Annotated in this window: 7 protein-coding genes; 1 reads left to right on the forward strand and 6 read right to left on the reverse strand. The window is 46.6% G+C overall.

What is annotated here, in order from left to right; genetic code table 11:
• The first annotated feature begins 14 nt into the window (after positions 1-14).
• The gene (locus KOE27_RS02160) at positions 15-1769 is read left to right on the forward strand and encodes a RagB/SusD family nutrient uptake outer membrane protein (RefSeq protein WP_215237216.1); all 1755 of its coding nucleotides are present in this window, start codon (positions 15-17) and stop codon (positions 1767-1769) included.
• A 76-nt stretch (positions 1770-1845) separates the two neighbouring features.
• Here KOE27_RS02160 and KOE27_RS02165 read toward each other — a convergent pair whose 3' ends face one another.
• The 6 genes from KOE27_RS02165 to KOE27_RS02190 form a co-directional block, all read right to left on the reverse strand.
• The gene (locus KOE27_RS02165; RefSeq protein ID WP_215237217.1) at positions 1846-3207 is read right to left on the reverse strand and encodes a glucoamylase family protein; all 1362 of its coding nucleotides are present in this window, start codon (positions 3205-3207) and stop codon (positions 1846-1848) included.
• Positions 3208-3289: 82 nt separating this feature from the next.
• Positions 3290-4927, reverse strand: a complete 1638-nt coding sequence (locus KOE27_RS02170) for a glucoamylase family protein (RefSeq protein WP_215237218.1) — start codon at positions 4925-4927, stop codon at positions 3290-3292.
• 26 nt (positions 4928-4953) lie between these two features.
• Complete coding sequence (locus KOE27_RS02175; protein WP_215237219.1) at positions 4954-5796, reverse strand: LamG domain-containing protein; 843 nt, start codon at positions 5794-5796, stop codon at positions 4954-4956.
• A 28-nt stretch (positions 5797-5824) separates the two neighbouring features.
• Positions 5825-7345, reverse strand: a complete 1521-nt coding sequence (locus KOE27_RS02180; RefSeq protein ID WP_215237220.1) for a RagB/SusD family nutrient uptake outer membrane protein — start codon at positions 7343-7345, stop codon at positions 5825-5827.
• Positions 7332-10361 carry a SusC/RagA family TonB-linked outer membrane protein gene (locus KOE27_RS02185; RefSeq protein ID WP_215237221.1) on the reverse strand — a complete coding sequence of 1010 codons (3030 nt, stop codon included), beginning with the start codon at positions 10359-10361 and terminating at the stop codon, positions 7332-7334. The genes KOE27_RS02180 and KOE27_RS02185 overlap by 14 nt, the downstream gene beginning before the upstream one ends.
• 164 nt (positions 10362-10525) lie before the next feature.
• Positions 10526-13420, reverse strand: a complete 2895-nt coding sequence (locus tag KOE27_RS02190) for a triple tyrosine motif-containing protein (protein ID WP_215237222.1) — start codon at positions 13418-13420, stop codon at positions 10526-10528.
• Between the last annotated feature and the right edge of the window lie 51 nt (positions 13421-13471).

A 13471-nucleotide genomic window follows, 5' to 3' on the forward strand; every position in this document is an offset into this window, starting at 1 on the left:
TAAAAGATATGGATATGAAAAGTTTTAGACAAATTCTCATGATCGCGCTGACGGCCGTATTACCGCTTCAGTCATGTAAAGAAAGCTTTCTGGATTACACGCCGCAAGGCGCACTGAGTGAAGAGGTGTTGGCCAATAAAGATGGTCTTAATTCATTGCTGATTGGCGCGTATGCTGCACTGGACGGGCAGGGGAATTATGGCCTCAATATTACCGGAGGCACGGCTTGGGCGGTGGGCCCGGATAATTCGATTTACGGAAGCGGATATGGCGGAGAATCCCACGCCAATGCGCTCAGCGGGAACGTAGAGCCTATTACGGCTTTCATTAATGAAAGATGGAAGGCAAGCTATGCCGGTGTGGCCAGATGTAACGCGGTATTGCGTGTGGCAGAAAAGGTGACGAACATGACAGCCGAAGAGAAGAAGAATATCATTGGCCAGACCCGTTTCCTGCGGGGCCATTATTATTTTGAGCTGAAAAGAATGTTTAATATGGTGCCCTGGATTGACGAAACCACCGTCGACTTCAAGCAGCCGAACGACAAGGATATATGGCCTAAAATTGAGGAAGATTTTAAATATGCTGTTGAAAATGTGGCAGAAACCCAGCCCGACGCAGGCAGGATTAATAAAACGGCAGCCATTGCCTATCTTGCCAAGACCTACCTTTATCAGAAAAAATATCCGGAGGCAAAGACAAATTTTGACCTGGTTATTAAAAACGGCGTTACTTCCAAGGGAATAAAGCTCAATCTGAACCCTCAGTTTGAAGATAACCAGCGTCCCGAGAAAGAACTCACCAGCCCGGAAGCTTTATTTGCCGTGGATATGTCGGCCAATGTGGGGATAGGTACCATTGCAACGGCTAATCAGGGAAGTATGCTCAACTTCCCGATCAACAGCCCCTTTGGCTGCTGCGGAAATTTCCTTCCATCAATTGACCTTGTCAATTCCTTTCGTACAAATCCTGCAACCGGATTACCTTATCTGGATGACTATAACAAGCATGAAATAAAGCATGATATTGGGATTTTATCCACGCAGCCCTTCACCAAAGACGAAGGTACGATTGACCCCCGGCTGGACTGGACCGCAGGCCGCAGAGGTATTCCGTTTAAAGACTGGGGCCTGATGCCTGGAAATACCTGGATCCGTAATTCAGTGGCTACAGGGCCTTATGTAAATTTGAAAAACATCTACTGGAACGCTACCAAAAATCTGTATTACGACGGAACGGCCTGGGCACCGGGTTCGGCCATTAATTACAATGTGATCAGTTTTGCGGATGTACTGCTCATGGCGGCCGAGGCTGAGGCGCAAACGGGAAATCTGGATGTGGCACAGACGTATGTTAACCGCGTGAGAGCCAGAGCTGCTAACCCTCAGGGGTTTGTATATAAGTATAAGGACGATGCAACACCACTGGCCGGTTTTTCCACCACCCCTGCTGCCAATTATCTGATTTCACTTTATCCGGAAGGCAGCTTCCAGGCTGGCGGCAAGGAATTTTCTCTTAAAGCGATCTATTTTGAACGTAAACTGGAGTTAGCCATGCAGGGCCACCGCTTTTTTGACCTTGTGCGCTGGGGTCTGGCCGACAGCTTCCTGAATGCTTATTATACCTATGAAATCACCAAGGTGACGGAGGTGACAGGTTTGAAATTCACTCCTAATAAAAATGAGTATTACCCTATTCCTCAAACCCAGATTGATATCAGTACAGTGGATGGCAGGCCTACACTGAAACAAAATCCCGGATATCAATAATTTACCACAATGAAACAAAGCTGCCTGAGTAATAACTACAGGCGGCTTTGCCATTTGGTAACGCGGAAATTGCAGGTTATTTTACTGCCGGGCTTACAAATCCGAGGGTCCTCAGACCTCTCTGAATATCCGGGTCCTGCATGAAAAGTTTCCACAGCAACCCCGTCCTATAATTCTCAATCATCACAATAATAGGCCCCTGGTCTATGGCCAGGTGCGATTTGGCGTACCAGTTCTGAGATTCGTTGAAGGCGTCGGTGAAGCCGTATTCGCTCCATATCTTGTCGCCCAGATCATCGTAAAAATGCCGGAGTGCCTTCATGGACTTGTCTGGCGCATAGGGGAATGAAGAGAGAGCTGCGGTTGGTGATATGGTACCCAGGTCATTCTCCGGCGAATGCGCATTATATCCGTTGTAGGTATCACTGGCTGTGAGCCCCCAGGAGTTTTCGCCATATCCCTTAAAATGATGCGGATTAAGTACACAATGCTGGTAGTTGATCAGGGTATGGTTCACATTTTGCTGCCAGTAGTCGGCATACTGGTCTTTCAGATTTCGGGGATCCAGTCCAAGAAAGGAATAATGTGCAAAGAAAAGGGGGCCGCCATAAGGAAACCCGAGTTGCAGCGGTATACCATAATACTGGTTCCCATTCCTAAAGTGATCACTTTGTGGCCAGCACTTCTGATAAACCAATGCGCTGATGGGATACCGGGGAGAGGAGGCCGCAAGGATATAGGTGATCAGGGTTTCATTATAGCCCCGTAATTCAAAGTTCATAGCCCATCCATTGTTGGGGCTCCAGTGCCAGTACAGCTGGTTAGGATTTCCACGGGTATACCAGTCCCATTCAATTTCATTGTAAAGCCAGGATATACGGTTTCGGAGATCATTTTCAATCGGGTTATCCTTATTGAAATATTGCCGTGCGCATAAAAGTCCCTGAAACAGGAAGGCAGTTTCAACCAGATCTCCGCCGTCGTCTTTTCGGCTGAAGGGAATGGTTTTGCCCGTAGCACCATTGAGCCAGTGCGGAAAGGCACCGTGGAAGTTATCTGCTTTTGATAAAAACTTCACCATTTTCAGGAGCCTTTTAGATACAGAATCCCGCGGATACCACTTCCTTTCCGATGCTACAATCATGGCCATGACCCCAAAGCCCGTTCCTCCGGTTGTTACTACTTCGCTGCCATAGTCGTAGGCCTCATTGCTTCTTTCCCTTGACAAACCGCTGATCGGATGGCCAAAATCCCAGAAGTACCGGAAGGTTTGTCGCTGGACGAGCTCCAGCAGTGCGGTGTCTGATAAATTTTTAGGACGTGCGGCCGGATTGAAAACGGCCGGATCTGGTGCACGGTTTTTTTTCTTTTGCGCCTGAACCGCATATGAAAGCAGCATAAGGCAAACCAGAGGTAATATCTCTTTAAAACTTTTCATGGGTATCATCAAGGGAAATATGTTGTCATTTATTTCCGGTTATTTTTTTACCGGACTTTTTGTTGAATTATACGAATGGTTTTTACAGATCAGCAGTACTGAAACCAAGTGTCTGCAACCCCGTTTTGACTTCCGGATTGCTCATGAACAAATTCCAGACGAGTACGCTCCGGTGGTTTTCAATCATTATAATAACGGGCCCCTGATCAATGGCCAGATAGGAGCCGGCAAACCAGAGCTGATCCAGAGAAAACGCATCCCGGAACCCATAATCGCTCCAAATTTTGTCACCCAGTTTGTAATAAAAGAACTTGAGCGCCTTCATGGACTCATCAGGTGTGTATGGAAATGAGGAAAGGGCAGCCGTGGGTGAAATCACTCCTTTGTCGTTGGTGGGCGAACTGGCACCGTAACCACCCGGAATGTCGCTGGCGGTGAGTCCCCAATTCTGGTCGCTGTAACCATAATAGGATTTTGGATTGGCCCTGCAATAGTTATAATTGACCAAAGTGTGATTTTTGTTTTGGGTAAAATAATGGGTATACCTATCGGTAAGGTTCGTTGGATTTAATCCAAGAAAAGAATAGTGGGCGAAAAACAAAGGACCGCCATAATCCTCCCCCAGGGGTAACTTTATTCCATAAAACTCCTTGCCGTTGACAAAACCTCCGTTGGCTGTCCAGCCTTGCTCATAAACTATTCTTGTAATGGGATGCGTAGGAGAAGAAGCCGCCAGGACATACGTGATCAGGCATTCGTTCCAGCCCTTTATCTGGTGGTTCATCTCCCAGTTATAGTCGGGGCTCCAGTGCCAGTATAGTACATTTTCGTTGTTTTTCCGGAACCAGTCCCATTCCACTGCGGTCCATATTGTATTAATGTCTTTTCTCAATGCAGTTTCGGCAGCGGAGGTTGCATCAAAATATTGACGTGCAGTAAGTAATCCCTGAACAAGATAGGAAGTTTCTACCAGGTCAGCTCCATTGTCTTTTGTGCTGAAGGGAACTGTTTTTCCCGTTGCCCCATTCAACCAGTGAGGGAAAGCACCATGGAACGTATCCGTTTTGTCTTTCAGAAAACCTACGATCTTCTGCATTCTTTCAAGGCCTTGTTCTCTTGTGATGAATTTCCTCTCAATCGCTACCGGTATGGTCATGATCCAAAATCCGCTACCTCCTGAGGTAACAATATCCCCTGAGGTGTTTCTTTCACGGGCGAGGCCGCTTACCGGATGTGCAAAATCCCAGAAGTATCGGAAGGTTTGTTTTTGAATCAGGTCCAATAAGGCATCATCTGAAATGCGGGGGAATTTATCAGCAGAATCAAGGGTGGTGGTCAGTTTCACCGACACTTCACTCAGTAGTGCGCCGTTGGTTTTTGACTTTAATGCTTTTGAAACCAGAATCTGATAGGAGGTAAGGTACCTTAAATTACTTGCCGGGCTCAAAATGATGGTACTGTCTCCATTTTCAAGTAAGGTGGTATATGGTACCACTTCTCCCGATTCTGACTGGAAAAGGATTGCGTTTGCAAACGAGGAAGTATTCAGCGGCCCTGAAAAATTGAACCGGAGATACGGTTTTATCTGAACGCCGCGATAGTTAAATCCACCAGAGGCTCCATCAACTTTCAGGCTGTTAAATTCAAACGAAGCTGAGACAACCCTTGCGGGTGGTTCGGGATCTCCCTCCTGTCTGCAGGAAACTCCGAACCATACCATGAAGCAGAAAAAGTATCTGAAGGACATTATTTTCCTCTTGATTCCAGTTTCACCAATGCATCTATTTCCGCGTCCTTTAACGCAACATTGTAAATCCTTACCTCATCAAGATAACCTGTTAGGTAACTGGCCCAGGACTGCGGTTCTGATTCGGTGGTCAGGCTGGGTTTTGTCTGAAACTGATTGGCGCCGAACACCAGCGGGCCGGGGTTTTTCCATTTAAGATTGCCGAATTTGGCAACAGTAGTGGTATTCACCTTAGACCCGTTAATATAAATACTGAAGGTGGACGAGGTACCATCATACGATAAAGCGATGTGGTTCCACGAGTTGTAGAGGTTCACGATCCCATCTTTGGAAACCCAGGTATCAAGGCTGTCGTTTTGGATGTGGGCTTTGAAAATTCCGTCTGTTGTTGTACCTCCGTTTTCAAAAAAGGTCTCAAGGTTACCCCAGAAGCCATCCTTCCTTGAAAGCGTAACCAGGCCTATGATCCCACCTGCAGCAGTTGTGGACTGGCTGTTCACCCAATATCCCAGGGTAAAGCTCCGGAGGCCCAGTATGGCGGTAGTAGGATTGAAAAGGACATATCCGTTTTTAGTACCTTTCATTGCCTGGCCTTTCAGGCCGTTACCGAAGGATGTTCCGGTGTTTACACCAGCGGTTTTGGAAATTGCATCGACATAATCTCCGTCAAACGGCCAATAGGCAATCAGATTAGAACCCGCTATTTCGCTTGCACTTGTAAAACCCCCAATGGAAACACTGGGTGCATAACTTTCGGGGTCAAACTTCTGGTAGCAAGCCGTCAGCGTTGTGGCAAGCAGAACAACGGAAGCTAATATCAGTTTGGAATTTATAGTTTTCATGAATAAATGCTTAGTAAGTGATGATGAATTAATAACCGGGATTTTGTACCAATACACCGGCGCTCAGATCAATTTCTGTCTGAGGTACCGGCCATACTTCATTCTTATTGGCTTTCCATCCCTTTGGCCCAAAGACCTCGGTACCTCTTCCCTGACGAATCACGTCAAAATAGCGGTCAAATTCCATAGCCAGTTCATAATGGCGCTCGTTCCAGATCGCGGTGCGCAGCGCGGCTTTATCGGTAGTTGTTACTTTTGGAAGTATGGTTTTGCTTGCCCCCCTTGCGCGGGCCCGTACCATTTCCAGGGATGACAAAGCCAGTGTGCTGTTTCCAAGTTCATTCGCCGCCTCAGCGTTCATGAGCAGTACATCTGCATACCTGATAACCCGTATATTCTGTTGCGCTCCCTCATTAAAACCTGATACGAAAAGGCTGAATGGGACGTAGGATTTCTGGTTGTACATAGGGTTATCTCCGATGGAAGCTATGGCATCACCTTCCGGGGTAGTTTCACCTCTGAATATAATCGTGGCGTCTTTCCTGGGATCACCGGTTTCAAAGACGTCGGCCAATGCTTTGGTTGGAACGTTGAAACCCCATCCGCCCCCATTTACTCCCCGCACACCCTGAACCTGAGAATATTGTGAGTTAGAAGCAGCTGCATTGGAGGGAACCAACTCGTTCTGAATCTCAAAAACAGACTCGGATGAATTTTCGTTGGCAATACGGAACAGCTGCTCGAAATTATTAAAAAGAGAATATTGCCCCAGGGCGATTACCTGATTGGTAAGATCCAGTACCTGCTGCCATTTGGCCTGGTACATCGATACCTTTGCATGCAGCGACATGGCAGCCCCTTTTGTTGCCCGTCCGATGTCACTTGAACCATAACTTTGCGGTAGTACAGCTGCCGCTTCCGTCAGATCTTTTTCGATAGCAGCATATACCTCGGCTTTAGGAGAACGAGGTAAATTATATTCCGATGCATCAGCAGGTAATTTAAGCCGGAGGGGAACATCTCCGAAAGCTCTTACCAGCCTGAAATAGGAATAGGCGCGGACGAATTTTGCCTCAGCCAGATATCTCGCCTTCAGCGTTTCGTCCATACTGATGCCCGGAATATTGTCCAGTACCTGGTTGGCATAATTGATGTTCTGATATTGCCCTTCCCAGAAACTGCCCAGCTGTCCGTCTCCGGACCCAACCGAAAAGTTATCATAATCATTGAAAAAAGTTGCGTCAGACGCTGTACTTCCTTTTTCAGCGTCGTCTGACCCTATGCTTTCAACGGCAATTGCTGCGAAAGCCGTGTTATTCCAGGCCCTTAGATTAGCATACATGGCGTTTACAGCTTTGGTTGCGTCGCCTTCATTTTGCCAGAAAACTACGCCCGCCTGTTTGCCTTGAGGGTCAGTATCCAAAAAACTTTGCTCGCAGGCGGAAGGAAAGAGCAGGAGGAAAGTGAGCCCCAGATACAGTCCTGCTTGCTTAATATTGTGCTTAAGTGCTATATTTTTCATATTTCCGATGATCTTAGAAAGTAACATTGATACCAAAGTTATAAGTAGCCGATAACGGATATACGTTAGCGTCAATTCCCGCTTGGGTAGGTTTGTTTTCATTAGCTCTTACCTCTGGCGACAACCCTTTGTATTTGAAGAAGTTCAATGGATTCTGAGCATTGGCGTACAACCGAAGTTTTTTGATTCTCAGCTTATCGTTTACCGGCTGAGGGAAAGTGAATCCGATTTGTGCATTACGGACCCTGAAGTAACTTCCATTTTGCACAAAGAAGGTATTGGGAAGGTAATTGGAGCCGCCTCCGATGTTGGCAGAAGGGTAGGTGTTTGAAGTACCCTCACCATGCCAACGGTGATCATAAAAATCCTTCGAGAAGTTTTCGTTGCCATATCTCCATCCGAGGTTTGCATTGTAGATATCTACCTTGGCAACACCCTGGAAATCCAGACTCAGATCAATGTTTTTGTAATTGAAGGCAGTGTTGATACCATACGTCAGTTTAGGATTCGGATTGCCAATCACCTGCCTGTCCAATGAACTGATTGTACCGTCGGGTGTACCGTTGGTACCGCTGATATCTCTGTATTTAAAATCACCCGGTTTGGCATTGGGTTGTGCGGATTTGCTGATCTCATCCTGATTTTGGAAAATCCCGTCAACCACATATCCGTAAAAGGAACCGATAGGCCCGCCCACCACGGTACGGGTTGCAAGCGCCCCGCTTGTGAGGCCCACACCGCCATCGTAAATTGCATTTGCCCCGGAAGTAACAGATAGTACCTTATTATTGTTCAGCCCACCGTTCACACCAATGCTGTAATTGAAATCTTTTCCGATGTTGTCACGCCAGTTCAATACGGCTTCTATACCCTTGTTTTGAAAGGTGGCTTGGTTTCCAACAATTCTTCCGGATGCCGTGCCAAGGGAGGTCAACACGGGAATGTCAAAGATAGCTTGCTCCGTTTTCTTAAGGTAATAATCAAGCTCAATGGTAAGTCTGTTTTTTAACAGGGCGCCTTCGATACCAATATCGGTTCCTACACCACGTTCCCAGTAGGTAGTGGGAGGGATAATGGTGTTGATACTGGCACCGGTATTCACCTGTCCGCCGAAAATAGCTGCCAGATTCCCCCCGGTGGCCACCGTAAGCGTGGATAGGTTGGAAGGGACAGATGCATTCCCGATTTTACCCCAGCTTCCTCTTATTTTTAAATTGTCGAAAATATGCTGACCAGCCATGAAAGATTCATTGCTGATTACCCAGCCTGCACCAACGGAAGGGAAGTACCCCCAGGCATTACCTCCCTGGTAAAACTTGGAGGAGCCGTCGGCCCGTAGCGAAGCATTGACCAGAAAGCGGTCATCGAAAGAATAATTTACACGTCCGAAATAGGATGCATACGTTCCCAGGTCGCCTTCATCCGTAACGTTGCGTCCGTCGGCACTCCCCAACGTAAGGAATAAGTCACCCTCACTTTCATAGGGAACATTAAGGGCACTGGCCGTCAGTTTGTAGGACTGGTCGCGCTGTGCAGACTGCCCCACCAACGCTGTGAAGCTGTGTTTGCCGATATCCTTTGTATAGGTCAGCGTGTTTTCGAAGATCCAGTACCTGGTTTGGGGCCGAATGAACTCTAGCTTGCTGGTTGTGTTTCGCTGTTTAAACGTGGCAATGTACTTAGGAACATAAGATCGTGTCTCGTCCTGTCCGTAACGGCCTCCAAGGCTTGTCCTGAATGTCAGTCCATTCAAAATCGTCAGTTCGGCAAAGGCATTCGCGGTCAGCAGGGTTTTCTTGGTATTCTGGTTGAAGAAGTCGATTGTGGTTTGCGGATTGAAATTGTTCCCGTCGCCAAGATTGTAGTCGGTGGGGTCCCCATAGGTTCCGTCGGCATAATAAACCGGGACCACGGGACCTGCGGCATACAACTGACGGAAAATGCCTCCGGCCTCATCTTTAGATTTGCTGAACGAACCCGTTGCGGTGTAACCTATCTTCAGACTTTTTAACACCTGAAAATCGTTTTGCAGGCGGGCGGTGTATCTTTTGAAGTTATTTTTTTTAACGATACCATCCTGATTCAAGTAACCCAGAGAAAAATTATAGGTAGATTTTTCTCCTCCGCCACTGATCGAAATCTGGTGGTTCGTTATCAGCGCATTTCTGAGAATCTGATGATACCAGTCTGTCCCTTCACCAAACTGAGCCGGGTCAAGAATATTCCCTTTGCCATTAATAGCAGACAGCTCATTTACTATCGTTGCATACTCGTTCGCATTGGCCATTTTGATCTGGTTTGTCACTTTCTGGTACCCTACATACCCATTGTAATTTACTACTGCATTACCGGCTTTTCCTTTCTTAGTCGTAATCAGTACCACACCATTGGCCGCCCGGACGCCGTAAATAGATTGACTGGACGCATCCTTTAAGATGTTCATGCTTTCGATATCACCCGAGTTCAGAAAGCTGATATCGTCAAACCAGACCCCGTCCACCACATACAGCGGATTGGCACTGCCGTAGGCGGTACCCGCTCCCCTGATCCGAATTTGCGGAGCCTCACCGGGTTTTCCCGAGTTGCTGATCTGGACGCCCGCAACTTTCCCCTGCAGACCACTCACTGCGTTCATGGAAGGCTGTTTCGAAATCTCGTCTCCCTTAATCTGAACCACAGATCCGGTAACATCCAGCTTGCGTTGTGTGCCATAACCCACAATAATAACCTCATTCAGTGACCTGGCATCGTCTTGTAAAATAACGTTTATGACGGTTTGTGTTCCAACAGTAATTTCCTGGGCCGTCATGCCAATCATTGAAAACACAAGTACCGACTGCGTGGATGGAGTTATAATGGAATAATTGCCGTCTACATCGGTGGGGACGCCCGTGGTGGTTCCCTTTAACAGGACACTCGCTCCCGGGAGGGCCGAGCCATCGGTGGTGGTGACTTTGCCCGTTACCGTAATTTGCTGTCCGTAAGATTGGAGCCCAATAACAAGGAGCAGCATTACAAACAGTGTTCGTAAAACAGTTTTCATTGATGATGATAAATTTGGTATAATTAAAAGAATTAATTGTGCTCAAATATATCGTTAATAAAAGCGGGCAGTCAAATAAGTGACTACATCACCATTACATCAATGAGAATAATGCAATATTTAAGATTGTTTACAGGTCTTTTAATTTAAAATGTACAATCTTATTAAATGTCCATCATATACTGAACCAGGTTGACATCCACAGGTAAGCCAAGTTTTTTCCTGAGGCGGTAACGTTTGATTTCCACTCCGCGGATAGAAATTCCCAGAGCGGGAGACATCTCTTTGGTCGATAGGTTCATCCGCAGGCATGCTGCAAGCCGAAGTTCAGAGGGAGAGATTGTAGGGCTGATGGCCCGGAGGCGTTTGAAAAATTCTTCATGGACTTCATTAAAATTGTCTTCGAATAAAACCCAGTCATCCTTACCGGCTACGTTACGTTCGATACTATGCAATAACTTTTGATAGTGAATATTGGGAAGCTGATGGCCCATTTCTTCCTTTACCTGTTTCAGTTCGTCGCGTATCTCTTCCAGGATCTCATTTTTTTTAACCACGTTGATGGCAATGTTGCTCAGTTGCTGGCTTTTGTTTTTAATTTCTTTCTGGAGATTGTCATTCTGTATCTCCATGATTTTTCGTTCGCTGCTCAGTTGCTGTTGCCTTAGTTTTTCTTCCTGCTCTGCCAGCAGTTTTTCTTTGTTCCTTTTCAGTCTTTTTTCCTGATATATCAACAGTGATAGCAAAAGCAATCCACCAGCCATCAGGAATGCGACCCTGGCATAGGAGGTCTCATACCAATAAGGTATAATTCCAAAGCGATAAGTGGTGACCGACGGGTTTACGGAGCTCCTCAATTCAAAAGTGTACTGGCCCGACTGGAGATTGGTGTAATCTACAAAACTCTGGTCCGTCCAGTCTGACCAGTGCGCCGACAGTTCAGTCAGCCGGTATTGGAACTGAATGTTGCGTCCATAAACAGGCAGTGCAAACGAAATACGGACAGCACGTACGCGGGGCGGGAGCTCCATGCCGTTCTGTATGATGAAATCCTCGGCCGAATTCTGAAGGTTGGTGATCTTCCGGACAACCGGGCTAATCTTCGGCGCATCGTTTTTTTTATCCATTTTCCGGTTATACAAGGCATATCCATCGTCGAGGCAGAAGAAATAATAATCTCCGGCAATGGGTATAATGGTTTCACTGTTTTTGATCAGCGAGATGTCCAGCGTGTTTTTTATATGGTTACGGTCATGGATTTCAACACGGTTGGCATAAATTTTAAACCAGTCGAAACCAAGTCCGGCGCGTACCTTGTAAGGTTCATTTTCTGTCATAAAGGTCTTGCTCGGAACCAGTTTTCCGTGCTGGTCCGGTTCGAAAAAAGTGCTTGCCGAGCGTATCAGGACGGCTTTCTTCCATGAATTGACTTGCACGCTGAAAACGCTGGGGATATCACGGGGAGGAAGATATTCTTTCCAGACAACCGCCGAGTCGAGATTGGCGTTGAGCCTCGTGTAAAACAATCCTTTGTACGCGTGGCCCAGCCAGAATCCTCCGTTGGTATCGCTTGCGATCTGCCGGATGGGGATGGGGGCAATCCCTGTAACAGGATAAGAATAACTCCAGTGGCCTTGTCTGTCTTTTTTATAGATATGAAGACCGTTGTAAGATCCCTGAATCAGCAGTGTATCTTTTTGTTTTACAAAGGGTAGGAAAAACCAGCCGCCATTGATGGCAGATATCTGATGAATGCCATTTTTTTCAATCCGATAAGTACCGTCGTTATGTCCGCAGAGGAGCTCACCGTTTACTGTACTAAGATTCCAGGTCTGCCCTTCCAGACCGGGAACAGGCCGGAAGGGCTCAGACGAGAGCCACCTTTTTGTAAAAACCCCATTATTTGAACCTACATAAAGTTGCCCTTTCCATAGGGCGGCTGCGTAGGTTGAACCCAGCGGGTTGCCGGCCGTCTGATAGGAAAGAAGCGGGGATGTGAGGCTGATCATGTCTATGCCCTGGTCGAGCGCGGCCCAGAGATTTCCCATCCGGTCCTGCGAGAGAGCCAGTACGGTATTGTTCTGCAGGCCATTTTCTTTACTGATATGATATTTGAGCCTTCCAGACGGGTCGATAACATAGATACCCTTCTGGATGGTACCGAAAGCGTAACTGTCGTTCTTATGAAGTACCGCTGCTTTGTTAATGATATTTCTTTTTAACTCGTCGCTTAGTGGTATATTCCAGGGAGTTATCTTGTTGCTGTCCAGCAAAAAGAGGCCGTTTTTCGTAGTACTTATCAGGATTTTGTTTTGAGGAAAGGGTAAAATACCCGTAACGGTGGTAGCAGAAAGTACCTCGGTGCCGGCGACAGGATAGAACTGGCGGTCCTTTAACTCGTACAATCCCTTTCCGATCAGCTGGATCAGAAGCCTGCCGTTGACATAACGCATAAACATAAAGTTGAGGTTGTCGGAGGTTCTTATTTCAACGATGTTGCGACCGTCGTACCGGTAAATCCTGGAAAAGGACTGGAAGTATATGTATGCCGGAGTTTTAAGAATATGCCAGATCTCCTCTGTTTTTAAACTCTGGAATCCGGCATTTTTGCTGAGAGAAATGTATTTCAGAGGGCCCGAACTATTTTTTTTCCAATAGCCGAATTCACCGTATCCTCCTGTATAGATTCGCTGTCCGGATGAATTTATTCCGGTTTTTCCCGAATGATGGAAAGGAGTGTCGTCGCATAAGACAGTCCGGACAATCTGTCCGTCCGGCAATGGATAAAGCTTCCAGGATGCACCATCAAATTCCAGCAAACCATCAGAATTTGCGGTATATATTAAATGATCTTTACTCTGATCGACCGCCCAGTTCTGGTTATGTGCTTTGTAGATACTGAGCGGATAATTGGTGAGTGGGGGGATTTCCTGCGCAAAAGATTGTTGAAAGAATATAAAAAAAATAAGTAAACATACCCAGGCGCATCCCTTACTACGGGAGGTAGTCTTGTTTTTAAAAGAAGTTACCCCTTGTATAAAATTATTGGCGGAAGTCATCCTGGTGCTCTTTTAGTTAGGTTTTAATGCCTGATGGAGGGGTTTAGCTGG

This window comes from Dyadobacter sp. CECT 9275, assembly GCF_907164905.1.
GTDB lineage: Bacteria > Bacteroidota > Bacteroidia > Cytophagales > Spirosomataceae > Dyadobacter > Dyadobacter helix.